This is a genomic window from Streptomyces sp. 63XJN7_1_ISO-PGPR-S23-121, from assembly GCF_056173025.1.
On record NZ_CM149653.1, the window covers coordinates 4,611,456 to 4,637,389 of the forward strand.

Sequence of the window (25,934 nt, forward strand, 5' to 3'; positions counted from 1 at the left end):
CCCGGGGTGACGCCCGGCCCGCGCACGGACGAGGCCCTCGGCGGGCCGGGTGGGGACCGGAGGTCCCGACCGGCCCGCCGAGGGCCTCGCCGTTCCCTCAGCCCGCCGATCCGGGCCGGCCGAAGGCCGCGACACCGGAGGCGGCGACCTCATGGGTGAGGAAGTGCTTGGTCAGTTCGACACGGCTGTTGATGTCCAGCTTGGAGAACACACGCCGCAGATGACTGTCGACGGTGTGGGGCGACAGGAACAGGCTGCTCGCGGCCTCCCGGTTGGTCATGCCGTCCACGATCGCCCGTACGACACGCAACTCCGCGCTCGTGAGGCTCTCCCAGCCCGTCTTGGGCCGTTCGGCGGTCTGCCCCCGCTCATGGTGCACACCGAGGCGGCGCAGCTTCTTCTGCACCCGGACCGTGTCCCGCTGCGCCCCGCACTCCAGATACAGGTCCACGGCGGACTCCAGGAGCCGGACGGTGCGGGTCCTGTCGCCCATCGACTGCTCCACCAGGGCCGCGTCCTCGAGCGCGCTGCCCGCCGCCAGCGGGCGGGCGGCGTGCCGGTGGAGTTCCACGGCGCGGTGCAACGCCACCATGTCGTTGCGCAGGACTCCCTCGGCGTGTTCGGCAGCCCCCGCGAGCGATCGCACGGCCGGATTGCGGTCGGCGATGTGCCGGGCGAACGCGGCCGCCCGTTCGGCCTCCGCCGTGAGCCCCGCCTGCCCGGCCAGCCGTACCAGCGTGGCCGCCGCCGTCGGGGCCTCGGAGAAGAGCAGGGGGTCAGGTGCCACCCGGTCCTCGACGTCGATCAGCGTCCGGACCGTCATCGCCGGACGCCCGCCGGCCGCGTGGAACTGCGCGAGCACCCAGTCCAGGCGGGCCCTGTCGGCCCCGCCGTCCGGGGCCGACAGCCGCTCGGTCATGCGCAGCTGGTCGCTGGCGGTGGCGAGATCGCCCCGGTGCAGGCTGAGCCGGGCCAGCACGAGGCGCGCGGGGACGGAATCCCGCGGTGCCGACCGGTCCGCCGCCCGCAGCGCCGCCTCGGCCTCGCCCCGAGCCTCCTCGAGCCGGCCCGCCGCCGCGAGGAGTTCGGCGTGATGGCCGTACCAGAGGGTCTCCGGCCAGACGTCGCCGTAGCGCTCCGCCTCACGCCGCACGGCCTCGCAGACGGCCGCCGCTCCGTCGAACAGGTCGGCCGCGGCGAGGGCCCGGATCAGCCACGTCCACAGCGGACGCTCGCACGCGCCGCAGTGCCCCGGCGCCGGCCGGGGTGCCCCGGCGCGGAACCCGCCGGACGTGACCCGCACGCCGTGGCCGGAGTCGGCCCCCGGGGCGGTGTCGGGCGTGCCACCCGGGTGCCGGGCGGCACCGGCGAGCGCCTCGTTCAGCGCGGCACGCTCCGGCTCGCCGATGTCCTGCCGCGTCAGCGTCCGCCGCAGCAGCCCGGCCGACAGACCGGGGCGGCCGGCGTCCCGCAGTCCCTGTTCCAGCCCGAGCACCAACTGCGCCTCGGCCGCCGCCTCCACCCCGGGGCGCAGCGCGACTCGCGCGAGGCGGACGGCCTCGGTGCACCGTCCCGCTCCGGCGAGCAGACGCAGGGCGCCGGCCAGTGTCCGCGGCACCTCGTCGAACACGTCGCCCAGGGACGCCATGGCCCGGGCCGCCAGATCCTCGCAGTCGCACCCGGGTGGCTGCGGTGCCGGTGCCGCCGGGACGTCGGGCGTGAGGGCCGGTGCCGCCGGGCCCGGCTGCCGGGCGGGAGCGTCCGCCGCGCAGGCCGGGCGGCGGTGTTCGCCGGCGGGCTCCCGAGGCGGCGCCGCCGGATCCGCCTCGCCGGCGGGACGTGCGCCGACCGCCGTCGCGGCGGGCGGCCGGGCCCCGGTGGGCTCCCGCTCCCGCGCCGGCGGAAGCAGCGGCAGCGCTTCCTCGATCACCTCGTGCTCGAACGCCAGATCGCCGCCGTCCCTGCGCAGCAGTCCCGCGCACACGGCCTCCTCGACGGACGCGGACAGCTCCGTCGCCGACTCGCCGAGCGCGTCCGCCACGTCCCCGGCCGTGAACACACGGCCGATCCCGCTGCCGGACACGAGCAGGCGCCGCACCGCGGGAGACATCCCGTCCAGCAGGCGCTCGACGGCCGTGAGGACGCCCTCGGGCAGCCGCTCGGCCACCACCGAGGCCGTGCCGTCGACGACCACCACCTGCCCCGCCCGGCGGAAGGCGCCGAGCAGGTTCTCCAGCATCCAGGGGTTGCCCCCGCAGCGGTGCACCCAACGCAGCACCGAAGCATCCGGTTCGGCGCCCAGGACATCGGTGCACAGCGCGGAAGCCGCCTCGTCGTCCAGCGCTTCCAGGGGCAGCCGCAGCGCGAGTTGGTCGATCAGCCAGCCGAGGGCGTGCTGGGCGAGCGACGTGGCCGGCACCGGCCGACGGGCGAGCAGCCACAGCACCGGTGACGAGGCGAGCGACTGGACCAGCCCGCGCAGGGCCAGACCGCTGATGTCGTCGATCCGCTGGGCCTCGTCCAGGACGAACACGAGCGGCCGCCGGCGTGCCGCGCTCTCGACCAGTTCGCCGACCCGGTCCGTCAGCCAGAACGGATTGCTGTCCGGGCGTGCCAGGGCGTCGAAGTCGGCCGCGCCGGGCATCAGGTGCCGCAGTACGTTGATGAGCAGGTGGATGGGGGTCGGCTGGTCCGTCCCGCCCGCCTGCCCGGCGACCACCGTGAAGCCGCGTGCCGACGCCTCGAGGGTCGCGGCCCGCAGCAGGTGCGTCTTCCCCGTCCCGAACGGTCCCTCGACGACGAGGCAGCCGCCGGAGCCCCGCGAGACGGCGTCCATGTGACCGTTCACCACGGACAGCACGTGTTCGCGCCCGATCAAAGCCTTCACGATTACCCCCGCGTTGCTCCGGACGATCTTCCAACGCCTGCTGCGGCCCCGCGGGCGCACGCGGTGTTCGACGGCCTGTTTCGACGGGTCGAACCCCCCCTGGCAACCACGGCCACACAGGTAATACGGCGGGTAATCTACGGCCGGTTACCCCCCAAGTCCCTTGTTCGAGCGAGTGGTCGGCACTACTCGTGCGAGTAGTGGGCACGGCATCACGCCGTGGCTAATATCGGGCCGTGCCGATTCCGAGATGAGCGACGCACGGCAGTGGATTCGCTTCGCCGGGAATCGGCGTCGCTTTTCGGAGAAGCTCGCCGTATTCATCGACCGCCTTCCCGGTGTGGAGGTACGGCGGCGAGTGCGCGTTCCGAAGAGACCGGTGGACCGTGTTCCGAGCGACGTGATCTCAGCGAATTCCTGGGAGTAGCAGATGCATGCCTGTGAGCTTGATCGCCGCCTCGATCGGGAGTTGAGCGCATGACCGTGAGCCATCTCGAGGCAGTCACGGACGCGTTCGCCGTCGACGCCGCGCTCGGTGAGTTCCTGGCCGAGCGCCGGGCCGAGTCCGAGGCGCTCGGACGGGACGTCGTGGCGATGGTCGCCGAGCTGGAGAGCTTCGTGCTGAACGGCGGCAAGCGCGTGCGGCCGGTCTTCGCCTGGCTGGGCTGGATCGGCGCCGGCGGCGACCCGGACGGCCCGGACGCGGCGGCGGTGGTGAGGGCCTGCGCCGGACTGGAACTGCTGCACGCCGCGGCCCTGATCCACGACGACATCATCGACGCGTCCCGCACCCGCCGCGGCCGTCCCGCCGCCCATGTCGCCTTCGCCGGACACCATCGGACGCGGCGCTTCTCCGGCGATCCGGAAGCGTTCGGCACCGGCACCGCCCTGCTGGTCGGGGACCTCGCCCAGACCTGGGCCGACGCCGTGATCCGCGCGTCCGGGCTGCCGGTGGACGCGCAGACCCGGATCGGGCCGGTGTGGTCCGCGGTGCGCTCGGAGGTCCTCTACGGTCAGCTGCTCGACCTGGTCAACCAGGCGAGCTGCGCCGAGGACGTCGGGTCCGCGCTCCGCGTCGATCAGTACAAGACGGCCTCGTACACGGTGGAACGCCCGCTGCAGTTCGGTGCCGCGATCGCCGACGCGCGTCCGGAACTGGTGGCGGCCTACCGCGCGTTCGGCGCCGACATCGGGGTCGCGTTCCAGCTGCGGGACGACCTGCTGGGCGTGTTCGGCGACCCGGGGGTGACGGGCAAGCCGTCGGGCGACGACCTCCGCGAGGCCAAGCGGACGGTGCTGCTCGCGACGGCGCTCAGGCGCGCGGACGAACAGGATCCGGACGCGGCGCTGTTCCTCCGGTCCGTGATCGGCACCGAGCTGTCCGACGACGAACTCGGCACGGTGCGGCGCCTCCTCGTCGACGTCGGCGCGGTGGCCCACGTCGAGCGGCAGATCTCGCTGCGCACCGACCGGGCGCTCGCCGTGCTGGACGCGAGCGGGGCCACGGAGCCGGCGAAGGGCCGGCTCGCCGAGATGGCGGTCAAGGCGACGCAGAGGTCCCGCTGATGGCGGCGACCGATCCGGGCACCTTCACCGGCCGGGGCGTCCCGGCGCACGACCCGGGTGTGCCGGGAGAGCGGACCGGAGTGGGACGCGCCCACGGCAAGGCCATCCTGCTCGGCGAGCACGCCGTGGTGTACGGGGCGCCGGCGCTGGCCCTGCCCGTTCCGCAGCTGGCGGTCACGGCCGGCGCGACGGGCCACCACCGGGCGCGGGAGGGCGAGGACGAGGTCTCGTTCACGGTGACGGGACCGGGATCCGAACCGGTGGCACCGCCCACTGAGGGCCTGCGGCGTCTGGTCGCGGAGTTCAAGCGGCGGACCGGCCTGGCCGGGCGCCTGCGCGTCGAGGTGCTCGTCGACTGCGCGATCCCGCAGGGCCGCGGGCTCGGCTCCAGCGCCGCGTGCGCCCGGGCGGCCGTGCTGGCCCTCGCGGACCTCTTCGGGCGCGGGCTCGACGCCGGAACGGTCTTCGATCTCGTACAGGCGTCGGAGAACGTGGCGCACGGCAGAGCGAGCGGCATCGACGCGGTCGCCACCGGAGCGGACTCGCTGGTGCTCTTCCGCTCCGGCACCGTCCGGGAACTGCCCGTCGCACTGGCGGGCGGCGGTCCCGTGCGCCCGCACGAGCCGGCCGGCGGCCACATCGGCGGTTTCGACGGACTCTTCGTCATCGCGGACAGCGGTGTCAGCGGCAGTACCAGGGAAGCGGTGGAGCTCTTGCGACACAGATTCGAGCGCGACGCGGGCACCCGGACGAAGTTCGTCGGGCGGGTCTCGGACCTGACCGACGCCGCCGCGGCCGCCCTCGCCGACGGCCGCCCCGGCGAGCTGGGCGCGCGGATGACCGAGAACCACGGGCTGCTCCACGAGGTGGGGCTCAGCACGGACCGGATCGACGCGCTGGTCGGCGCCGCGCTCGCGGCGGGCGGGCTGGGCGCCAAGATCAGTGGCGGTGGGCTGGGGGGCTGCATGATCGCGCTGGCCGGAGATCCGGCCCACGCCGAGGACGTCGTACGGAGCCTGCGGGACACGGGTGCCGTCCGCACCTGGGTCGTACCGGTGGGGAGGTTCGCCCGTCATGCCGGCTGACCACGTGCGGGAGACGGCCGGGCCGCGGCACGGACTGCCGGACCGCGCCCCGACCGCCGTCGCCCATCCGAACATCGCGCTGATCAAGTACTGGGGCAAACGCGACGAGCGACTCGTCATCCCCCGGGTCGACAGCCTGTCGATGACGCTGGACGTCTTCCCGACCACCACCACAGTCCGGCTCGCTCCCGGGGCGCGCGGCGACGTCGTCACACTCGACGGCGCGCCCGCGGCGGACGAGCCCCGGCGGCGTGTCATCGCCTTCCTGGACCTGGTGCGGGAGTTGGCCGGGCGGGACGCGCCGGCCGTCGTCGACACCCGCAACGCCGTGCCCACCGGGGCGGGGCTGGCCTCGTCGGCGAGCGGGTTCGCGGCCCTGGCCGTCGCCGCCACCGCCGCGTACGGCCTCGACCTCGACGACACCGCGCTGTCCCGGCTCGCCCGGCGCGGGTCCGCCTCGGCCTCCCGGTCGATCTTCGGCGGCTTCGCACTGTGCCACGCGGGCCGGGGCGCCGGCGCGGCGGCGGACCTCAGCGCCCACGCCGAGCCGGTGCCCTCGGACTTCGACCCCGCGTTGGTGATCGCGCTGGTCGACTCGGGCCCCAAGGCCGTGTCGAGCCGTGCGGCCATGCGGCACACCGTCGAGACGTCGCCCCTGTACGAGGCCTGGGCGACGTCGGGCAAGGACGACCTGGCCGGCATGCGGGCGGCCCTGGCGCGGGGCGATCTCGACGCGGTGGGAGAGATCGCCGAGCGCAACGCCCTCGGCATGCACGCGACCATGCTGGCCGCCCGGCCCGCGGTGCGCTACCTGTCGCCGGCCACGCTGGCCGTCCTCGACGGCGTCCTGCGACTGCGGCGGGAGGGGACGCCGGCCTACGCGACCATGGACGCCGGACCGAACGTCAAGGTGCTCTGCCACCCCGCCGACACCGCCCGGGTGGGCGAGGCGCTGCTCGCCGCCGCGCCGGGGTGCTCGGTGGTCACGGCCCGGCGCGGGCCGGGTGCCCGCCTGCGGGCGGGGGCCGGGCGGTGACCGTGGGGCCGGCGGTGAGCCGCCGGGCGCCGGGCAAGCTGTTCGTCGCCGGCGAGTACGCGGTCATGGAGCCGGGCCACCCGGCGATCCTGGTCGCGGTCGACCGGCACGTGACCGTGACCGTGTCGGCGGCCGAGGGTGCCGACGTGGTGATCGCGTCCGACCTCCGGCCCGCCGAGGCGCGACTGCGGCGGCAGGCCGGAGGGCTCGCCGCGGAGGACGGGACGCCGGCACCCGGCGGACTCGCCCATGTGCTGTCGGCGATCGACGTGGTCGGCGCACTGCTGGCCGAACGAGGGGCGGGCCTGCCCCGCGTCCGCGTCTCGATCGGCAGTCGCCTGCACCACGACGGGACCAAGCTCGGCCTCGGGTCGAGCGGCGCGGTCACGGTCGCCACCGTGGACGCCGTGGCCGCGTACTGCGGCCTGGGCCTGTCACCCGGTACGCGGTTCCGGCTCGCGATGCTGGCGACGGCGCGGCTCGAGGCCGGTGCCTCCGGCGGCGACCTCGCCGCCGGAGTCTGGGGCGGCTGGATCGAGTACCGCGCGCCCGACCGTTCCGCCGTGCTCGACCTGGCGCGGCGCCGGGGCGTCGAGGAGACGCTCCGGGCGCCGTGGCCCGGTTTCGCGGTACGGCCGCTGCCACCGCCCCGGGGACTGGCCCTGGAGGTGGCCTGGACCGGCCGGCCGGTCCGTACCGCCTCACTGACCGGGCGCCTCGGCCGGCGCGGATGGCGGGGCAGCACGTCGCAGCGGCGTTTCCTGGCCCGCAGCGACGGCTGCGTGGGCACCGCGGTCCGCGCCCTCGAACAGGGAGACGACCACGCGTTGCTGCGGCAGGTCCGTGACGCCCGGCGGCTGCTGGCCGGTCTGGACGACGAGATCGGCCTCGGCATCTTCACCACCGGGCTGACGGCGCTGTGCGACGCCGCCGAGGCCGTGGGAGGCGCGGCGAAACCCTCCGGCGCCGGTGGCGGCGACTGCGGCATCGCGCTGCTGGACGCCACGGCCGGGGCGGAGATCCCGCTGCTGCGGGAGAAGTGGACCGCCGCGGGGCTGCTCCCCGTACCGATCGCCATCACGTCGACGAAGGAGAGCACGGAGTGATCGCCGAGCGCAAGGACGACCATGTGCGGTACGCCGCCGAGCAGCAACGCCGGCCGGGCGGACACAACCAGTTCGACGAGGTGTCGTTCGTCCACCACGCCCTGGCCGGCATCGACCGGTCCGACGTCTCGCTGACCACCCGGTTCGGCGGCATCGAGTGGCGGGCTCCGCTCTACATCAACGCGATGACCGGCGGCAGCGAGCGGACCGGTGCCATCAACCGGGACCTGGCGATCGCCGCCCGCGAGACCGGTGTCCCCATCGCCACCGGTTCCATGAGCGCGTACTTCGCCGACGCGTCCGTGGCCGACACCTTCGGCGTGATGCGCCGCGAGAACCCCGACGGGTTCGTCATGGCGAACATCAACGCGAACGCCTCGGCGGAGCAGGCGCGGCGGGCCGTCGGTCTGCTGCGGGCGGACGCCCTGCAGATCCACCTCAACGTCGTCCAGGAGACGGTGATGCCGGAGGGCGACCGGTCGTTCTCCGGCTGGGCACCGCGGATCGAGCAGATCGTGGGCGCGGTGGACGTCCCGGTGATCGTGAAGGAGGTCGGCTTCGGGCTGAGCCGCCAAACCATCGACCTGCTGCGGGAGTTGGGCGTGAGCGTGGCCGATGTGGCCGGCCGCGGCGGCACCGACTTCGCTCGGATCGAGAACGACCGGCGCCGGGACGCCGACTACGGCTACCTGGCGGGCTGGGGGCAGTCCGCTCCCGCCTGTCTGCTGGACGCCCAGGGTGCCGGGATCCCGCTGCTGGCCTCCGGCGGAGTGCGTCACCCGCTCGACGTGGCGCGCGCACTGGCGCTCGGCGCGTCCGCCGCCGGGGTGTCCGGGGGCTTCCTCCGGACCGTTCTCGACGGAGGTGTGTCCGCGCTGGTCGCCCGGATCACCACCTGGCTCGACCATCTCGCGGCCCTGATGACCGCGCTCGGCGCGCGGACCCCTTCCGAACTGACCCGGTGCGACGTGCTGCTCCACGGCGACCTGCGCGCCTTCTGCGCCGACCGGGGGATCGACACCGGCCGGCCGGCCACACGCTCCAGCACCTACGACATCACTCACGAGACGGTGGGAGGCATTCGATGAACGACACCCAGGCGATCGCCGGTGTACCGATGAAATGGGTAGGGCCGCTGAGGATCTCCGGGAACGTGGCGACGACCGAGACAAAGGTCCCCCTCGCCACGTACGAGTCGCCCCTGTGGCCCTCAGTCGGCCGGGGCGCGAAGGTCTCCATGCTGGTCGAGCGGGGCATCGTCGCCACGCTCGTCGACGAGCGGATGACGCGCTCGGTGCTCGTCACCGCCGAGGACGCGCAGACCGCGCACCTGGCGGCGCTGGAGGTCGACGCACGGTTCGACGAACTGCGCGACATCGTGCGCGGCTGCGGACGGTTCACCGAACTGATCGGGTTCCGGCACGAGATCGCGGCCAACCTGCTCTTCCTGCGGTTCGAGTTCACGACCGGCGACGCCTCCGGCCACAACATGGCGACACTGGCCGCCGACGCCCTGCTGGCGCACCTGCTGAAGTCCATTCCGGGGATCTCGTACGGCTCGATCTCGGGCAACTACTGCACCGACAAGAAGGCGACCGCGGTCAACGGCATCCTGGGCCGGGGCAAGAACGTGGTCACCGAGCTGCTGGTGCCGCGCGACATCGTCCGCGACGTGCTGCACACGACGGCCGCCGACATAGCCCGGCTGAACCTGCGCAAGAACATGATCGGCACGCTGCTCGCCGGCGGCATCCGCTCCGCCAACGCGCACTACGCCAACATGCTGCTCGGGATGTACCTGGCGACCGGCCAGGACGCGGCCAACATCGTCGAGGGCTCGCAGGGCGTGACCGTGGCCGAGGACCGGGACGGCGACCTGTACTTCTCCTGCACGCTGCCGAACCTGATCGTGGGCACGGTCGGCAACGGAAAGGGGCTCGACTTCGTCGAGGAGAACCTGACCCGTCTCGGCTGCCGGGAGGAGCGCGAACCCGGCGAGAACGCGCGCCGGCTCGCGGTGATCACGGCCGCCACGGTGCTGTGCGGCGAGCTCTCCTTGCTGGCGGCGCAGACGAACCCGGGCGAACTGATGCGTGCGCACGTCAAGTTGGAGCGACGCGAGAGCGCCACCACCAAGGTCGGAGGCTGACGATGCCCGCGGACCTCGCCGTCGGACTCGACGACCTCTCCTTCGCGACGACCCGGTTCGTCCTGACGCACGCCACCCTGGCCGCCCACAACGGCACGGACGTCGGCAAGTACCACGCGGGCATCGGCCAGCGGGGCATGAGCGTGCCGGCCGCCGACGAGGACATCGTGACGATGGCCGCCGCCGCTGCCGCGCCCGTAGTCGAACGGCACGGGGCCGACCGGATCCGGACGGTCGTCCTCGCGACCGAGTCCGCCGTCGACCAGGCCAAGGCGGCCGGCATCCACGTCCACTCACTGCTGGGGATGCCCTCGGCCACCCGGGTGGTCGAGCTCAAACAGGCCTGCTACGGCGGGACGGCGGCCCTTCAGTTCGCCCTGGGCCTCGTCCACCGTGACCCCTCCCAGCAGGTCCTGGTGATCGCCTCCGACGTCTCCAAGTACGACCTGGACAGCCCGGGCGAGGCCACCCAGGGCGCTGCCGCGGTGGCCATGCTCGTCGGCGCCGATCCCGCACTGCTGCGCATCGAGGAGCCGTCCGGTCTGTTCACCGCCGACGTCATGGACTTCTGGCGGCCCAACTACCGGGCCACCGCGCTGGTCGACGGGCAGGAGTCGGTCTTCGCGTACCTCCAGGCGGTGGCGGGGGCGTGGAAGGACTACGCCGAGCAGGGCGGCCGCGCGCTCGACGAGTTCAGGGCCTTCTGCTACCACCAGCCGTTCACGAGGATGGCGTACAAGGCGCACCGGCACCTGCTGGAGAACTGCGGGTACGAGGTCGACGAGGAGCGCATCGCCCGCGCCATCGGACTCACCACGGCCTACAACGCCGACATCGGCAACAGCTACACCGCGTCGACGTACCTGGGGCTGGCCGCCCTGCTCGACCAGGCCGACGACCTGACCGGGCAGAGCATCGGGTTCCTCAGCTACGGGTCCGGAAGCGTGGCCGAGTTCTTCGGCGGCACCGTCGTGCCCGGCTACCGGGCGCGGCTGCGGACGGCATCGCACCGCGACGCGATCAGCCGGCGCCGGCCCGTCGACTACGCCAAGTACCGGGAGCTGCACGAGTACTCCTTCCCGGTCGACGGCGGCGACCACCCGGTGCCGACGGAGACGGCCGGGCCCTACCGGCTGGCCGCGCTCTCCGGTCACAAACGCGTCTACGAACCCCGCTAGGGCCGCTGCCACGAGGAGCCGAACGCGTACGCCGACGGGCGTACGCGTGCCGCAATCAGCTCTCCCCCGCCGGGGGGCAACTGGAGGAGACATGTCCGAAACCGCCGGGGCGGCAGAACTGCGAGCGGTCGTCGAGGACTCCGCCCGGCTGCTGGGCGTAGCCTGCTCGCGCGACGCGGTCGCGCCCGTCCTGTCCGCGTACGCGGAGACGTTCGAGCACGACGCCACCGTCGTCGCCTTCCGGGTCGCGACCGGCAAACGCCACATCGGCGAACTCGACTGCCGCTTCACGACCCATCCCACGCAGCGCGATCCCTACGCCCTCGCCCTGTCGAACGGCCTGACGCCGAGGACCGACCACCCCGTCGGCGCGCTGCACTCCGCCCTGCAGGAGCGGCTGCCCGTCGACAGTCACGGGATCGACTTCGGAGTCGTGGGCGGCTTCAAGAAGATCTACTCGTTCCTCACCCCGGACGCCCTGCAGGACGTGCAGGCACTCATCGGCATCCCGTCCATGCCGCGCGGCCTGGCCGCGAACCGGGACTTCCTCACCCGTCACGGCCTGGACGACCGGGTCGGAGTCGTCGGCATCGACTACCCGCACCGCACCGTGAACGTGTACTTCAACGACGTGCCCGCGGAGTGCTTCGAACCGGGGACGATCCGCGCGATGCTCCGCGAATCCGGGTTCGTCGAGCCGAGCGAGCAGATGCTCGAACTCGGCAAGTCGGCCTTCGGACTGTACGTGACGCTGAGCTGGGACTCCGCGCGAATCGAGCGGATCTGCTATGCCGTGACCACCACGGACCTGCAGAGCCTGCCGGTACGCATCGCCCCGGAGATCGAGAAGTTCGTGAGCAGTGTTCCGCACAGCGGCGCGGACCGGAAGTTCGTCTACGGCGTCGCTCTCGCGCCCGAAGGGGAGTACTACAAGCTCGAGTCCCACTACAAGTGGAAGCCCGGGGTGATGGACTTCATCTAGCCGCCCCACGGTGCGGACGGACCCGGGGCATCCGCCTCCGGGTCCGTCGGGCTGTCAGCGCCCTCGGGGGACGACCAGGCCGGCCTCGTAGGCGAACACCACGAGCTGGGCGCGGTCGCGTGCCTGGAGCTTTATCATCGCCCGGTTGATGTGGGTCTTCGCGGTGAGCGGGCTGATCACCATGCGGTCGGCGATCTCGTCGTTGGACAGGCCCTGCGCGGCCAGCGCGACGGCCTCGCGTTCCCGGTTGGTGAGTTCCGCCAGCCCGGGCCCTACCTCCAGACTGGGCGGCTGGGCGATGTACCGGCCGATCAGCATCCTGGTGATCGTCGGCGCGAGCAGTGCGTCGCCGCGTGCGGCGACGCGCACGGAGTGCAGCAGGTCCTCGGGCTCGATGTCCTTGACGAGGAACCCCGCGGCGCCGGCGCGCAGCGCGTTGAACACGTACTCGTCGACGCCGTAGTTGGTCAGGATGACCACCCGCACGCCGGACAGGGACGGGTCCGCGGCGATCTGCCGGGTCGTCTCGATGCCGTCCATGACCGGCATCTGGACGTCGACGAGCGCGATGTCGGGCAGATGCTTCCTGGCGAGGGCGAGGCCCTCCTTGCCGTCGGCGGCCTCGGCCACCACCTCGATGTCGTCCTCGGCGTCGAGCAGCGCGCGGAAACCGCTGCGCAGGAGGGGCTGGTCGTCCAGAAGAAGTACACGGATCATGAGATGCGGGCCACCGGGATCTCGGCTTGGACAGTGAAACCACCCTCGCTGCGCGGCTCCGCCAGCAGGCGGCCGCCCAGGGCGGCGACGCGCTCGCGCATGCCCAGCAGGCCGACACCGGCCACCGGGGTGGAGCCGGGCTTCGCCCTGCCGTCGTCGTCGACGCGGATGGCGAGTGCGTCGGGGCGGTAGTCGATGCGGATGGAGGCGGTGGCGGCCGCGGCGTGGCGGGCGACGTTGGTGAGCGACTCCTGCACGATCCGGTAGGCGGTCCGGTCGACGGCGTCCGGCACGTCCTGGCGCTGCCCCTCGATGGTGAGCGTGGTCTTCAAGCCTATCCCGTGGGCGCGCTGCACCAGTTCGGGGACGCGGTCGAGGCCGTACGACGGGGACTTGGTCTCGTCCCGCAGGGTGTCCAGGGTCGCGCGCAGCTCGCGGGTGGCCTCGCGGCCGGCCCCCTGGATCGCGAGCAGCGACTCGGGGACCTCCTCGCCCCGCTTGCGTGCCAGGTGGACGGCGACCTCCGCCTGCACCTTGACGATCGAGATCTGGTGGGTCAGCGAGTCGTGCAGCTCACGCGCGATGTGCAGCCGTTCCTCGGTGGCGCGCAGCCGCGCGGTCTCCTCGCGGGTGCGTTCGGCCTCGTCGGCCCGCTGCTCGGCCTGCCGCAGCGCCTCGCCCGCGGCTCCGGCGGCGATCAGCCATGCCAGCTCCAGAACCCCACGGGCCTGCGCGAACGCGTCGGCGGCGGGGCCCTCGCCGGGAGACGCCATGACCGCGAAGGGGAGGCCGAGCAGCATCACCACGCACACCAGCACGGTCAGCGGGCCACGCCCGGACCGTACGGCGGTGTAGACCGCGAACAGGAAGGCCACCGCGGGGACTTCGAAGCCGACCGCGTTGTATCCCACCACGCACAGGCCGGTGACGACCAGGGCGACGACCGGCGCCCGGCGGCGGACGACCAGGGTCAGACCGCTCGTCACCACCAGTGCGTACCCGACAGGCGCGAGGTCGGTGGCCGCGTGGTCCCCGGACAGCGCGGTGACCAGCAGCACCGCCGCCAGGCCGATCGCGATCACGTAGTCCCCGACCTGGGCCCAGACACGGGACAGTCCTGTGCTCATAGGCGCACCATAGCCGGACCGTGCCGTCGGCGAGTCCTCCCTGTGAAGGAACGGCCGACTACCGCGTCCGCGGTACCCCTTTCGGGCCGGGCGGTCCCCCGCGCGGGCCGGCCCGGGACGGGTGTGTCCCGGGCCGGCCCTACGCGGCCCCGCCTCAGGAGGCGACGTCGCCCTTGATGTGCCGCTGCGCGAACTCGTAGCCCAGGTCGCCGAACTGGGTGCCGAACGGGATGGACTCCTCGACCGTCTTCTTGAAGTGCACCCCGCCCCGCACCCTGCTCACGGCGCACTCCCGGACGAAGTCGGTCCAGGTGGAGTAGTGCAGGTCGACGTCGCGGGCGGGTGTGATCCCCGGCTCCACGCGCGTCCTGCCGGCGGCCATGGTGAAGCCGAGGTCCAGGACGTCGTCGTCGAAGAAGCGCCGTACCGCCTGTGCCTGGGCGGCGCAGAGCGTGGTGGAACCGGACGGGTACTCGGGGTGGTCGCCCACGTTCAGGTAGCTGGTCCACTCGTTGGCGGGGATGTCCGTGACCGTGCCGCGGCCGGGTCCGCCCCAGGCGGTGACCGGACTCCTGCCGTACACGTGGCGGATCGCGCTGAAGGGCCGGACGGAGTCGTACTTGGCCTTCTGGTACCAGCAGGCGATCAGGGTGTCGAACAGGGCCACGGTGTTCGTGAAGAACAGGTGGACCCAACGGTCCAGGTCCATCCGGTCGGCGTGCGCCCGGCCCGCGGCGCCCACCGATCGGCCGATGCCCAGGAGCTTGTCGTCGAAGAACTCGACCGCCGCCTTCTGCTCGTCGGTGAGGCCGGCCGACGCCTCCAGGACCTCGTCCACCGAGCGTTTGTAGTCACGCGCCCGGGTGTGGTCGCTGTGCCGGGGAGGGGCCAGCTTGAACCGGCTCGGGTCGCGGAAGGAGTGCGGCTTGGTCAGCGCCATCTGCGGGGTGACGAAGTGCTGGACGACGAAGATGCCCTTGTCGCCCGATCCCCCGCCCAGACGGCGGCTGTGCGGTCCCCTGTTCGGCTGCCAGCGCGAGGGGTTCTCCAGCTCGTAGGCCGTGTTCACGGGCCGGTAGCCGGTGTAGTCCGCATAGGGCTGGCCGTTGTACCGGCGGCCCACGTCGCCGAGCTGGTTCATGCCGTCCCGCTCGGCGGCCGCGACGACGGCCTTGCCGGCCAGGTTGCCTATGCCGACCGGGCTGGTCCGGTTCTCCGACGTGTCGTCGGGGTCGAGGCCGACCGCGATCATCAGGTCGCGGAACGCCGTCTCCCGCCCCGGCTCGACGCCCTGCACCACTCGGTACGAGGCGTACATGCCGGCGATGTTCTTGTTCCTGTTGGTGGCGGCCTCGCCGGAGGGGCGGCGGCCGAGCCGGGAGTGCACGCCCACCGCGGTCGGGTGGTAGGGCGCCACCGCGTCGAACCAGGCGGTCGTGGACAGGTGGACGAACCGGTGCAGCACGGTCGCGTCCATGGGGGCGATGGCGCTCTCCAGCGGACTGAACCTGTAGATCAGGTCCCAGATGAAGTTGCCGGTGTCGAAGTCGAAGTCCACGGGCGCCGGCGCGGCGGAGCCGGAGGGCGTGCCGGCGGCGGCCCTGCCGCCGAGCCCCATGGTGGCCAGGGTCACGGTCGAGGCGCCGCCGAGCAGCAGCGACCTGCGCCGCGGCGCGACTGATGCGAGCGGAGAGCGTCTGGGGGTCGTCATGAAGTGATTCCTTTGTCTGGTCGTGGCAGCACGGAGGCCGGAACGGCCTGCCGGTGGCGGCCGGAAGGGGGACGCACTGTCGTGCGGGAACGGGAGGACAGGAGGTGCGGCGCCGGCTCCGGGGCGCCCTCCTGCCCGGGTTGGTCAGGTGCCGTGCGCTCCCACGCGCACGCCGGCGGGAGCGGGCACCGCGGCACCGCTCGTCTCCGCCAGCAGGGAGGTCAGCAGTTCGCCGAGGATCCGTGGTCCGTGCTGAGTGAGCACGGATTCGAGGTGGAACTGCACGGAGCGGAAGCCCGCGCCGCGCAGCGCGTGCACTTCCCCGGTCCCGGGCTGACGGCTCACCTCCACGGGCTCGCGCTGCCCCGTGCCGGGGATCGTGTCGTGCGCGGAGCGTGCCGCGTACGTGTTGTAGAAGCCCACGAGTTCGTCGCGGCCGAACAGGTTCACCCTCTTCTGCACGCCCTGGTTGGGCACCGGGCGCCGGACGATGTCCAGGCCCAGTTCGCGGGCGAGGATCTGGTGGCCCAGGCAGATGGACAGGAACGGGACGCTGCCGGTGAGCAGCTCGCGGGTGAGCGCGCGGAGCGAGCCGATGCGCGGGTCGGTGGCGTCGCGGGGGTCGCCGGGGCCGGGACCGACGACGACGAGGTCGAACTCCTCGGCCGGCAGCGGGCGGTCGAAGCGGGTGAGCGTGGTCCGCAGGCCGAGGGCGCGCAGTTGGTGGCCGAGCATCCCCGTGAAGGTGTCCTCGTTGTCGACGATGAGCACCTCGCGCCCGGTCAGCTCCGGATCGGGCGGGCTGTGCCGGGCTCCGTCGAGCCAGAAGCGCGAGAGCGTGGCGTTGCGGGACCCGAGGGCCCGGCGTACCCGGGGATCGTCGGCCGGCGACGGGCCGGCCGGTGACGGGGGCGACGCGGCGGTCCCGGTGCCGTCGCCGTCCGGCGCGAGGCCGAGCGCCTGGAGCACTCCGGCGGCCTTGGCCCGGGTCTCGGCCACCTCGGAGGCCGGGGCGGACTCACGGACGAGGGTGGCGCCGACGCCCAGTCGCAGCCGGCCGCCGTCGTCGATCTCGGCCGTGCGGATCATGATCGTCGAGTCCAGGGTGCGGCTGCCCCCGTCGTCCCGGCCGATCAGGGCGAGGACACCGCCGTAGTATCCGCGGCCCGCCGTCTCGTGCCGGGCGATGACCCGGAAGGCGTTCTCCAGGGGACTGCCGGTGACGGTCGGGGCGAGCAGGGTCTCGCGCAGCACGTCGCGCACGTCGAGTTCGCTGTGTCCGGTCAGCACGTACTCGGAATGCGTGAGCCGCGCCATTTCCTTGAGGAACGGCCCGTGCACCCGGCCGCCGAATGTGCACATTCGAGCCATCATTTTCAGTTCTTCGTCGACCACCATGTAGAGCTCATCGGCCTCTTTCCGGTCCTCGAGGAACTCGAGGATTCCGGTGATGTCCGGGCCGGCCGGCGGGTGCCGGTAGGTACCACTGATCGGGTTCATGGAGACGGTTCCGCCGGCCATGCTGACGTGCCGTTCCGGCGACGCGCCGACGAACGTGCCCGCCCCGGTGTGGAACAGGAACGTCCAGTACGACCCCAGCTCGCCGGTGAGCAGCCGCCGGAAGACGGCCAGCGCCGTGCGCACCGAGTAGTCGTCCAGCCGCGCGACGAAGGACCGCCGGATGACGAAGTTGGAACCGGCGCCCTGCCCGATCTCGTCGCGCAGCACCCGCTCGACGATCGCCGCGTACTCCTCGTCGCCGATGTCGAAGCCGGCGCCGGACGACTTCACCTCCAGGTCGGGCAGGCCGGTCAGGGCCTGTTCACGGCCGACCCGGTGCTGTTCCCGTACGCGCAGGGCGAGCAGGGGCGCGTGGTCGTCGCGGCAGGCGAAGCCGCGTTCGGTGATCTGCCGGTACGGGACCGCCACGAGCAGGTCGTGCCGCGCCCCGCCCGCCAATCCGTCCGGCAACGGCAGCTCCGAGAGACCGGGCACCTCGCAGACCTCGCCGGTCAGGACCTCCACGTGCGCGCCCTCCACCGCGCCGGGCCGGTACAGCAGGGCGAAGGCGCCCCCGTCCCGGCCGAGGGCGGCCAGGGCTTCCGGGGGGCCGGCCGTGCTCGAATCCGTCCCATGCATAGTGCTCCCCTTCACGTGAGATCGGCTGACCCCTTGCGATATTGCGGAGGAGAAAGACGCCGCACATGACGTGAAGCCGCCATCCCGCGTTTCAGCCAACGGGATGTCCTTGTGGCGTACCCGTATGGCGTGAACATCTGAAGGGGTCGGCACTACTCGGGCGGGTAGTGGGCGGGGCCGTACGGCGCACCTACTGTCGTGCCATGCCGATTCGACGAGAGCGGTGAAAAAGACTGTGGATGTGCTGGTCCAGAAATATGGCGGTACCTCTTTGCAGACGCTCGCCCGCGTTCGGCACGCCGCCCTCCGGGTCGCGGCGGCGCGGCGGCGCGGCGCCTCGGTGGCCGTGGTCGTCTCCGCACGTGGCGGAAGGACCGACGACCTGCTGCGGCTGGCGGCGGACATCGGTGCCACGTCCCCGTCCCGCGAGACGGACCAGTTGCTGGCCGTGGGCGAACAGGAGTCGGCGGCGCTCATGGCCCTCTCCCTGAACAGGCTGGGGGTGCCCGCCATCTCGCTGACCGGTCAGCAGGCCGGGATCGAGACCACCGACCGGCACGGCGAAGCGCTCATCTCACGCATCGGGGCCGGGCGGGTGCGGGCTGCCTGGGACGCCGGCCAGGTGGCCGTGGTCACCGGTTTCCAGGGCGTCGACCGCGCGGGGGACGTCGCCACGCTCGGGCGTGGCGGCTCCGACACCACCGCGGTGGCGCTGGCCGCGCGACTTCGCGCCAGGGCCTGCGAGATCTACACGGACGTGGACGGCGTGTTCAGCGCCGACCCCCGGATCCTTCCCGCGGCGCGGTGCCTGCCGTGGGTCCACCCCGGCGTCATGGCGGAGATGGCGTTCGCCGGCGCCAAGGTGCTGCACACCCGCTGCATCGAACTGGCCGCAATGGAAGGGGTCGAAGTGCACGTGCGCAACGTGTCCTCGCAGGCACCCGGAACCGTCGTCGCCGAACCGCCGGAGGACCGGCCGCTGGAGACCCGGCGGGCGGTCGTGGCGGTGACGCACGACACCGACGTGGCCCGCGTGCTCGTGCACTGCCGCGACAGCCGCCGGGACCTGGCGCCCGACGTGCTCGAGGTGCTGGCCGCACAGGGGATGGTGGTGGACCTGGTGGCCAGGTCCGGTGCCCATGAGAGCGAGTTCCGCATGGGATTCACCATCCGGCGCAGCCAGGCGGACTCCGTCCGGGGCCCCCTGCACCAGGTGACGTCCGCCTTCGGCGGCGGCGTGCACTTCGACGAGAACGTCGGCAAGGTCTCGGTCGTCGGGATGGGTCTGCTCAGCCGCCCGGAGTACACGGCCAGGCTCATGGCGGCACTCGCTGCCGCGGGGATCCCGACGAGCTGGATCTCCACCTCCCAGATGCGGTTGTCCGTGATCGTGCCGCGCGAGCGCACCGCCGACGCCGTCGAGGCCCTGCACCGCGAGTTCCACCTCGACCGGCAGGAGCCGCGCGACGTCGCGTCCGCGACCGCACCTTCCGCCATCGTTTGAGAGGCAGGACACAGTGGCAGTACACAACGCTTCGTTCGCTCGAAGTCTCCGTCTGCGACGGCTGTTCCGGCACGGCGACGGGCGCCTGCTCGTCGTGCCCCTCGACCACTCCGTCACCGACGGACCGCTGCGCCCCGGGGACCTCGACTCCCTGCTGGGCGAGCTGACCGGCACCGGCGTCGACGCCGTGGTCCTGCACAAGGGCAGTCTCCGCCACGTCGACCCCGGCCGGTTCCGCGACATGGCGCTGATCCTGCACCTCAACGCGAGCACCCGGATGGCCCCGGACCCGGACGCGAAGTACCTGGTCGCCCACGTCGAGGAGGCGCTGCGGATGGGCGCCGACGCGGTCAGCGTCCACGTCAACCTGGGGTCACGGCAGGAGGAGCGGCAGGTCGCCGATCTCGCGGCCGTCGCGGACGAGTGCGACCGCTGGAACGTTCCGCTGCTCGCCATGGTGTACGCCCGCGGACCGCGGATCAGCGATTCGCGGGCGCCGGAACTGGTGGCGCACGCCGCGACCCTGGCCGCCGACCTCGGCGCGGACGTCGTCAAGACCGACTACGTGGGTACGCCCGAGCAGTTGGCCGATGTGGTGCGGGCCTGTCCCATCCCGCTCATCGTGGCCGGCGGCGCCCGCTCGGCGGAGACCGACACCGTGCTGACCCAGGTGTCCGACGCGCTGCGCGGCGGTGCGGCCGGAGTCGCCATGGGACGCAACGTCTTCCAGGCCGACCGGCCCGGCTGGATGGCGGCCGCCGTCGCCCGGCTGGTGCACACGGCCCCCGAGGCCTCCGGCCGGGACGGCGTGTCCGACCGCCTGGCCCTCATGTCCTGACCCCTCCGATCGTCCCGAGACCCACCCCCTGTGCTGAGGAGATACTCGTGAAGCTGTGCTGGCTGGACATCCGCGGCGTCGACGGAGCCAAGGAGGCCATCGTCGAGGAAGCCGTTCACCAGCGGGTGGACGCGATCGTGGCGGCCGACCCGGCCGACCTGGAGCCGCTTCCCCCGACGGTGAAGAAGGTGCTGTTCCCGCAGCACCAGCAGCTGCCGGAGAAACTGGGGTCCGCCGACCTCGTCATCGTCGACCCTGCCCGTCACGGGGAACCCGCCGAGCTGGCGCAGCGGTACCCCGATGTGGAGTTCGGCCGGTACGTGGAGATCAAGGACGCCGACAGCCTGGAGGACGCCTGCCGTGCGGCGCGCCTGGACAAGTGGAGTCTGCTGTACTTCCGCGACCCCACCAAGATCCCGCTGGAGATCGTGCTGGCCGCCGCGGCCGGCGCGCAGGGCAGCACGATCACCCAGGTCGCCGATGTCGAGGAGGCCGAGATCGTCTTCGGTGTCCTCGAGCACGGCTCCGACGGCGTGATGCTCGCCCCCCGCGTCCCCGGCGAGGCCACGGAGCTGAAGACGGCCGCGGCCAGCAAAGCGGCGGACGTGCCGCTGGAGGAGCTGGAGGTGACCGGCATACGGCGGGTCGGCATGGGCGAGCGCGCCTGTGTCGACACCTGCACCAACTTCCGCCTCGACGAGGGGATCCTCGTCGGCTCGCACTCCACCGGCATGATCCTGTGCTGCAGTGAGACCCATCCCCTCCCGTACATGCCGACCCGGCCGTTCCGGGTCAACGCCGGCGCCCTGCACTCGTACACGCTGTCGGCGAGCGGACGGACGAACTACCTGAGCGAGCTCGTCTCGGGCGGCCGCGTCCTGGCCGTCGACTCGCAGGGGAAGTCCCGGGTCGTGACGGTGGGCCGGGTCAAGATCGAGACCCGTCCGCTGCTCGCCATCGACGCGGTGTCGGCCTCGGGTGTGAAGGTCAACCTCATCGTCCAGGACGACTGGCACGTGCGGGTGCTCGGTCCGGGCGGCACCGTGCTGAACGTCACCGAGCTGGCGCCGGGGACGAAGGTGCTCGGCTGCCTGCCCGTCGAGAAGCGGCACGTCGGCTACCCCATCGACGAGTTCTGCATCGAGAAGTGAACGATGCCGTGGACCATGCCGCGATGACCTCCCACCCCGTCCTGGACTTCCACGTCCGGCTGGCCCCGGTACCGGGGGCGGGCGAGCGGCTCCTGAGGGCGATGGACGACTGCCGGCTGGACCGTGCGGTGGTGTGCGCGGGCGGGACCATCGACCTCGACCGCCTCTCCCGCCAGCTCGTCGAGGGCGGCCACGTGGAGACCGACGCCGACAACGACGCCGTGCTCGCGGCCTGTTCGGGGAGCGACGGGCGGCTGGTGCCGTTCTTCTTCGCCAACCCGCACCGCCCGCCCGGGGTGTACCGGGACCGGGCCGCCGAGTTCCGCGGCCTGGAGATCTCGCCCGCGGTGCACGGCGTCGGCCTGGCCGACGACCGGGCCGCCGAACTCGTGCGTGTGGCAGCCGAGTTCCGCCACCCGGTATACGTGGTGTGCCTGGACCGCCCGGGCTCGGGCGTGGCCGATCTCGTCGCCCTCGCCCGCCGGTTCCGGGGGGTGGACTTCGTGCTCGGGCACAGCGGCGTCGGCAACATCGACTTCCACGCCCTCACCCTGATCCGGGACGAGCCCAACATCTCGCTGGAGACCTCCGGCGGCTACACCTGCGTGGCCGAGGCGGCCGTGGACCGCCTCGGTGCGGGGCGGGTCGTCTTCGGTTCCGAGTACCCGCTTCAGCACCCCGCCGTGGAGCTGGCCAAGTTCCAGGCCCTGCGCCTGCCGCCCGGACAGTGGCGGCAGGTCGCCTGGGACAACGCCCACCGACTGCTAGGAGAGGAAAAGCAGTGAACCGGACACGCTCGAGCCTGCCCCGGCTCGGCCAGTGGAGCGGGCTGGAGGACCTGCGGCTGCTGCAGGAGAAGCAGCTTCAGCAGACCGTCGGCTGGGCGTCCCGCTCGCCGTTCTACCGCGACCGGCTGAACCCGGCGAACCTGCCCGCGACCGTCGGCGACCTCGCCTCCCTGCCGCTGACCACGAAGCAGGACCTGCGGGACAACTACCCCTTCGGGATGCTGGCCGTCCCGAAGGAGCGGCTGGCCACATACCACGAGTCGAGCGGGACCGCGGGCCGGCCCACGCCCTCGTACTACACGGCCGACGACTGGGTCGACCTGGCCGAGCGCTTCGCCCGCAAGTGGATCGGCATCTCCGCCGAGGACGTCTTCCTGGTGCGCACCCCGTACGCGCTGCTGCTGACGGGGCATCTCGCGCACGCCGCCGGACGGCTGCACGGGGCCACCGTCGTGCCCGGTGACAACCGTTCGCTGGCCATGCCGTACGCCCGCGTGGAGCGGGTCATGCACGACCTGGGCGTCACCCTTACCTGGTCGGTGCCGACCGAATGCCTCATCTGGGCCGCCGCGGCCACCGCGGCCGGGCACCGGCCCGACGCGGACTTCCCGGCGCTGCGCGCGCTGTTCGTCGGCGGCGAGCCGCTCACCACCGCCCGCCGCGACCGGATCAGCCGGTTGTGGGGGGTGCCGGTGATCGAGGAGTACGGCTCCACCGAGACCGGCAGCCTGGCCGGCGAGTGTCCGCACGGACGGATGCACCTGTGGGCCGACCGGGCGCTGTTCGAGGTGTACGACCCGCGGACCGGCGCCGTCCGGGCCGAGGGCGAGGGCCAGCTCGTGGTCACGCCCCTGTACCGCGAGGCGATGCCCCTGCTGCGCTACAACCTCGAGGACAACGTGTCGGTCGCCTACGACGACTGCGCGTGCGGCTGGAACCTGCCCACGGTCCGGGTGCTCGGCAGGGCCGCGTTCGGGTATCGGGTCGGCGCCGCGACCGTCACCCAGCACCGGCTGGAGGAACTCGTCTTCTCGCTCCCGGACGCCTACCGGGTGGTGTTCTGGCGGGCGCGGGCGGAACCGACGGCGCTGCGCATCGAGATCGAGGTGCCCGAGGAGCACCGGGCGGCCGCGGAGGCGGAACTGGCGTCCGCGGTGCGGACCGCGCTGGGTGTCGACAGCACGGTCGCCGGACTCCCGCCGGGCACCCTGATCCCCCATGCCGCGCTGACGGCCATGCCCGACGTGGTCAAGCCGCGCAGCCTCTTCGGGCCCGACGAGGACTGGGGCAAAGCGCTCCTCTACTACTGAGAGGGACGACATGTCCGGTATGAGGGTGGTCGTGGCCGGCGCGGGAATCGCCGGCCTCGCCTTCGCCACCGCGTTGCGCCGCGCCGGGATCGACTGTCACGTCTACGAGCAGGCGGCCCGGCCCGCCGAGGTCGGAGCCGGGGTCCAACTGGCTCCCAACGCGACCCGGTTGCTGCACCGGCTGGGACTGCGGGACCGTCTGCGCACCGTGGCGGTCGCGCCGTCGGCGATCGAGATGCGCCGCTGGGACGACGGTGCGCTGCTGCAGCGCACCGTGCTGGGCGAGGCGTGCCACCGCCGCTTCGGAGCGCCCTACTACACGGTGCACCGCGCCGACCTGCACGCCGGCCTGCTCTCCCTCGTCCCGCCCGGCCAGGTGCACTTCGGTGCCCGCTGCACGGCCGTGACCCAGGACGACGGCGAAGCACGGCTGCACCTGTCCGACGGCACGACGGTCACCGCGGATCTGGTGGTGGGCGCCGACGGCATCCACTCGGTCGCACGGGAGGAGATCGTGGCCGACCGGCCGCGGTACTCCGGGCAGACCATCTACCGCGGTCTGGTGCCCGCCGAGCGGGTGCCGCACCTGCTCTCCCCGTCCGGGGTACGGCTGTGGCTCGGGCCGGACCAGCACTGTGTGTGCTACCCGGTGTCGTCCGGCCGGCAGGTGAGCTTCGGGGCGACCGTCCCCGCGTCGGACTGGCGGGAGGAGTCCTGGTCGGCGCGGGGTGACGCGGCCGAACTCGCGGCCGCGTACGCGGGCTGGCACGAGGACGTCACCCGGCTGATCGGGGCGGCCGGGACGGTCGGCCGCTGGGCACTGCACGACCGCGACGGCATCGACCGGCTCGGCGCGGGCCGGGTGACCGTGATCGGTGACGCCGCGCATCCGATGCTGCCGTTCCAGGCGCAGGGCGCGAACCAGGCGATCGAGGACGCCGTCGTGCTGGCGGCCTGCCTGGCCGGCACCGGCCCCGCCCGGCTCGGCGCCGCCCTGCGCCGCTACGAACGGATCCGCCTTCCCCGCACCGCGCGGATCCAGCGCCAGTCCCGCGACAACGCGAAGACCTTCCACCTGGCCGACGGTGCGGCGCAGCGCGACCGGGACACCACCGCGCGGACGTCCCCGGGGCTGGACCGGCACGAGTGGTTGTTCGCCTACGACGCCGAGCAGGCCGTGACCATGAGGAGTGCGTGATGGAACTGACCGGGATCGAGCAGACGGTCGCACTGGTCACCGGTGCGGCGCAGGGCATCGGCGCCGCGGTGGCGGCCACCCTGGCGGGCGCGGGAGCGCGGGTCGCCGCCGTGGACCGCAACGCCGAGGCCCTCACCGGAACCGCCGAGAAGATCCGGGCCGAGGGCGGGTCGGCCCGCGCCTACCCCGTCGACGTGTGCGACAGCGAGGCGGTGGACGCGCTCGTGCGGCGCGTCGAGGACGAACTGGGGCCCATCGGCATCCTCGTCAACGCGGCCGGCGTCCTGCACACCGGCCGGGTGGCCGAACTGTCGGACCGGCAATGGCACGAGACGTTCTCGGTCAACGCGGACGGCGTGTTCCACGTCTCCCGGGCGGTCTCCCGGCGGATGGCGGACCGTCGTCGCGGCTCGATCGTGACCGTGGCCTCCAACGCCGCCGGAGTGCCGCGCACGGAGATGGCGGCGTACGCCGCCTCGAAGGCCGCGGCCGCGCAGTTCACCCGGTGTCTCGGACTGGAACTCGCCGAGTACGGCATCCGGTGCAACATCGTCTCGCCCGGTTCGACCGACACCCCCATGCTGCACGCGATGCTCGGCGACGCCGGCCTGCAGCAGGTGATCGAGGGTTCGCCGGCCGCCTACCGGGTCGGCATCCCGCTGCGGAAGGTGGCCCGGCCGCTGGACGTGGCCGAGGCGGTCGCCTACCTCGTGTCCGACCGGGCCGGACACGTGACCCTGAACGACCTGTACGTGGACGGCGGCGCCGCCCTGCACGTATGACGCCCGCGGACGACACAGGAGGCTAACCATGGCCATGACCCAGATCCAGCCGTACCGCATGCCCGGCGCCGGCGACCTGCCGAGCGCGGCGGTGCCCTGGCGGCCGCATCCGGACCGGGCCGTCGTACTGGTGCACGACATGCAGCGGTACTTCCTGCGGGCGTTCGCGGCCGGGCAGTCCCCGCTGGCCGAGCTGGTCGCCAACGTGGCGAAGCTGCTCACGGCGGCGCGTGCGGCCGGGGTACCGGTGATGTACACGGCCCAGCCGGGGGGCATGAGCCGCGAGGACCGCGGGCTCCTGTCCGACTTCTGGGGCCCGGGCATGGACACCGGGGAGTCAGACCGCGGCATCGTCGACGAGGTCGCGCCCGAGCCGGGGGACACGGTGCTCACCAAGTGGCGCTACAGCGCGTTCCACCGCAGCGACCTCGAGGAACGGCTGCGGCAGGCGGGGCGGGACCAGCTCGTCGTCTGCGGCGTCTACGCGCACATGGGCTGTCTCGTCACCGCCGTCGACGCGTTCAGCCGCGACATCCAGCCGTTCCTGGTCGCGGACGCGCTGGCCGACCTGACGCTGGACGACCACCTCATGGCGCTGCGCTACGCCGCGGACCGCTGCGCGGTTCCGCTGACCACGGACGACGTGCTGGGCGAGCTGACGCCGTAGCCGGCGCCGTACT

21 protein-coding genes are annotated in these 25,934 nt (G+C 72.8%); 16 read left to right on the plus strand and 5 right to left on the minus strand.

Annotated features, from left to right (window positions below; all coding sequences use genetic code 11):
• Nucleotides 1–97 precede the first annotated feature (97 nt).
• Nucleotides 98–2,887, minus strand: coding sequence for a BREX system ATP-binding domain-containing protein (locus tag AC0VYN_RS20785; RefSeq protein ID WP_475532171.1), 2,790 nt, complete (start codon nt 2,885–2,887; stop codon nt 98–100).
• 477 nt (nt 2,888–3,364) lie between these two features.
• Here AC0VYN_RS20785 and AC0VYN_RS20790 point away from each other — a divergent pair, with 477 nt between their 5' ends.
• The 8 genes from AC0VYN_RS20790 (at nt 3,365) to AC0VYN_RS20825 (ending at nt 11,989) form a co-directional block, all read left to right on the plus strand.
• Entirely contained in the window at nt 3,365–4,453 is a 1,089-nt protein-coding gene (locus AC0VYN_RS20790; RefSeq protein ID WP_475532172.1) for a polyprenyl synthetase family protein, read from the plus strand.
• Nucleotides 4,453–5,538: a mevalonate kinase gene (mvk, locus tag AC0VYN_RS20795; RefSeq protein ID WP_475532173.1), complete on the plus strand. Its 1,086-nt coding sequence runs from the start codon at nt 4,453–4,455 to the stop codon at nt 5,536–5,538. The genes AC0VYN_RS20790 and mvk overlap by 1 nt, the downstream gene beginning before the upstream one ends.
• Complete coding sequence (gene mvaD / locus AC0VYN_RS20800) at nt 5,528–6,574, plus strand: diphosphomevalonate decarboxylase (RefSeq protein ID WP_475532174.1); 1,047 nt, start codon at nt 5,528–5,530, stop codon at nt 6,572–6,574. Before mvk ends, mvaD begins: the two co-directional genes overlap by 11 nt.
• Nucleotides 6,571–7,680: a phosphomevalonate kinase gene (locus tag AC0VYN_RS20805; protein ID WP_475532175.1), complete on the plus strand. Its 1,110-nt coding sequence runs from the start codon at nt 6,571–6,573 to the stop codon at nt 7,678–7,680. Before mvaD ends, AC0VYN_RS20805 begins: the two co-directional genes overlap by 4 nt.
• A complete protein-coding gene (fni, locus tag AC0VYN_RS20810; RefSeq protein ID WP_475532176.1) occupies nt 7,677–8,768 on the plus strand; it encodes a type 2 isopentenyl-diphosphate Delta-isomerase in 1,092 nt (363 codons plus the stop codon). The genes AC0VYN_RS20805 and fni overlap by 4 nt, the downstream gene beginning before the upstream one ends.
• On the plus strand, nt 8,765–9,829 hold the full coding sequence (locus tag AC0VYN_RS20815; RefSeq protein ID WP_475532177.1) for a hydroxymethylglutaryl-CoA reductase: 1,065 nt from the start codon (nt 8,765–8,767) through the stop codon (nt 9,827–9,829). The genes fni and AC0VYN_RS20815 overlap by 4 nt, the downstream gene beginning before the upstream one ends.
• A gap of 2 nt (nt 9,830–9,831) precedes the next feature.
• Nucleotides 9,832–11,007, plus strand: coding sequence for a hydroxymethylglutaryl-CoA synthase (locus tag AC0VYN_RS20820; RefSeq protein WP_475532178.1), 1,176 nt, complete (start codon nt 9,832–9,834; stop codon nt 11,005–11,007).
• A 91-nt stretch (nt 11,008–11,098) separates the two neighbouring features.
• Nucleotides 11,099–11,989: an aromatic prenyltransferase gene (locus tag AC0VYN_RS20825; protein ID WP_475532179.1), complete on the plus strand. Its 891-nt coding sequence runs from the start codon at nt 11,099–11,101 to the stop codon at nt 11,987–11,989.
• Nucleotides 11,990–12,043: 54 nt separating this feature from the next.
• On the opposite strand, the gene AC0VYN_RS20830 is transcribed toward AC0VYN_RS20825, so the two are convergent.
• The 4 genes from AC0VYN_RS20830 to AC0VYN_RS20845 all read right to left on the minus strand — a co-directional run bounded on the left by AC0VYN_RS20830 (nt 12,044) and on the right by AC0VYN_RS20845 (nt 17,683).
• Nucleotides 12,044–12,706, minus strand: coding sequence for a response regulator (locus AC0VYN_RS20830; RefSeq protein ID WP_385467050.1), 663 nt, complete (start codon nt 12,704–12,706; stop codon nt 12,044–12,046).
• Nucleotides 12,703–13,833 (minus strand): sensor histidine kinase, encoded by a 1,131-nt coding sequence (locus AC0VYN_RS20835; RefSeq protein WP_475532180.1) that lies wholly within the window; start codon nt 13,831–13,833, stop codon nt 12,703–12,705. The genes AC0VYN_RS20830 and AC0VYN_RS20835 overlap by 4 nt, the downstream gene beginning before the upstream one ends.
• Nucleotides 13,834–13,987: 154 nt before the next feature.
• Nucleotides 13,988–15,544, minus strand: a complete 1,557-nt coding sequence (locus AC0VYN_RS20840; protein ID WP_475532181.1) for a vanadium-dependent haloperoxidase — start codon at nt 15,542–15,544, stop codon at nt 13,988–13,990.
• A 144-nt stretch (nt 15,545–15,688) separates the two neighbouring features.
• The gene (locus AC0VYN_RS20845) at nt 15,689–17,683 is read right to left on the minus strand and encodes an anthranilate synthase family protein (RefSeq protein WP_475532182.1); all 1,995 of its coding nucleotides are present in this window, start codon (nt 17,681–17,683) and stop codon (nt 15,689–15,691) included.
• A 223-nt stretch (nt 17,684–17,906) separates the two neighbouring features.
• On the opposite strand from AC0VYN_RS20845, the gene AC0VYN_RS20850 reads away from it, so the two are divergent.
• The 8 genes from AC0VYN_RS20850 to AC0VYN_RS20885 are packed head-to-tail and all read left to right on the plus strand — an operon-like array spanning nt 17,907 to nt 25,921.
• Nucleotides 17,907–19,187 carry an aspartate kinase gene (locus AC0VYN_RS20850; protein WP_475532183.1) on the plus strand — a complete coding sequence of 427 codons (1,281 nt, stop codon included), beginning with the start codon at nt 17,907–17,909 and terminating at the stop codon, nt 19,185–19,187.
• Between the two features lie 13 nt (nt 19,188–19,200).
• Nucleotides 19,201–20,025, plus strand: coding sequence for a 2-amino-3,7-dideoxy-D-threo-hept-6-ulosonate synthase (locus tag AC0VYN_RS20855; RefSeq protein ID WP_385467035.1), 825 nt, complete (start codon nt 19,201–19,203; stop codon nt 20,023–20,025).
• A gap of 47 nt (nt 20,026–20,072) precedes the next feature.
• Nucleotides 20,073–21,176 carry a 3-dehydroquinate synthase II family protein gene (locus AC0VYN_RS20860; RefSeq protein ID WP_385467032.1) on the plus strand — a complete coding sequence of 368 codons (1,104 nt, stop codon included), beginning with the start codon at nt 20,073–20,075 and terminating at the stop codon, nt 21,174–21,176.
• Between the two features lie 23 nt (nt 21,177–21,199).
• Nucleotides 21,200–21,961 carry an amidohydrolase family protein gene (locus tag AC0VYN_RS20865; RefSeq protein ID WP_475532184.1) on the plus strand — a complete coding sequence of 254 codons (762 nt, stop codon included), beginning with the start codon at nt 21,200–21,202 and terminating at the stop codon, nt 21,959–21,961.
• Entirely contained in the window at nt 21,958–23,274 is a 1,317-nt protein-coding gene (locus tag AC0VYN_RS20870; RefSeq protein ID WP_475532185.1) for a phenylacetate--CoA ligase family protein, read from the plus strand. Before AC0VYN_RS20865 ends, AC0VYN_RS20870 begins: the two co-directional genes overlap by 4 nt.
• 10 nt (nt 23,275–23,284) lie before the next feature.
• Complete coding sequence (locus tag AC0VYN_RS20875) at nt 23,285–24,472, plus strand: FAD-dependent monooxygenase (RefSeq protein ID WP_475532186.1); 1,188 nt, start codon at nt 23,285–23,287, stop codon at nt 24,470–24,472.
• Nucleotides 24,472–25,254, plus strand: a complete 783-nt coding sequence (locus AC0VYN_RS20880; RefSeq protein WP_385467016.1) for a 2,3-dihydro-2,3-dihydroxybenzoate dehydrogenase — start codon at nt 24,472–24,474, stop codon at nt 25,252–25,254. The genes AC0VYN_RS20875 and AC0VYN_RS20880 overlap by 1 nt, the downstream gene beginning before the upstream one ends.
• Before the next feature lie 28 nt (nt 25,255–25,282).
• Nucleotides 25,283–25,921 (plus strand): isochorismatase family protein, encoded by a 639-nt coding sequence (locus AC0VYN_RS20885; RefSeq protein WP_475532187.1) that lies wholly within the window; start codon nt 25,283–25,285, stop codon nt 25,919–25,921.
• Nucleotides 25,922–25,934: the final 13 nt, after the last annotated feature.